1 protein-coding gene is annotated in these 304 nt (G+C 62.8%); it reads right to left on the bottom strand.

Annotated features, from left to right (window positions below):
• Positions 1–304: ATP-binding protein (locus ACLWS4_RS38405; RefSeq protein WP_416876628.1), on the bottom strand; the 304-nt coding region annotated here is incomplete at both ends.

The raw sequence follows: 304 nt of genomic DNA, 5'->3' as shown, positions 1-304 counted from the left end.
GGCCCTGTTGCTGAGCCGCCCGTGCGCTATTGGTGGCGAGGCGGTAGGAATCGGTGCCGGTCTCGATGATGTTGCCACCAAAGGTGAGGCTATCGACGATGGCCGCGCAGAGGCGAGGATCGGTGAACGTGTTGTCCCAGCCTCCGAACGATTCGTTCGACGCGATGGCGACGCTGTTCTTCTCCTCCCGGTCGGTCTTGACCTGGAAGAGCAGTTCGGCGCCGCGTCGGTCGAGCTCAAAGTAACCGAGTTCGTCGATGCACAGGAGATCGTCGCGGCCGTAGCGGGCGATGGTCTTGGTGAG

Origin of the sequence: Kitasatospora sp. SC0581, from assembly GCF_048159585.1 — a bacterium.
GTDB lineage: Bacteria > Actinomycetota > Actinomycetes > Streptomycetales > Streptomycetaceae > Kitasatospora.
This window is presented reverse-complemented; position numbering and strand designations above follow the sequence as displayed.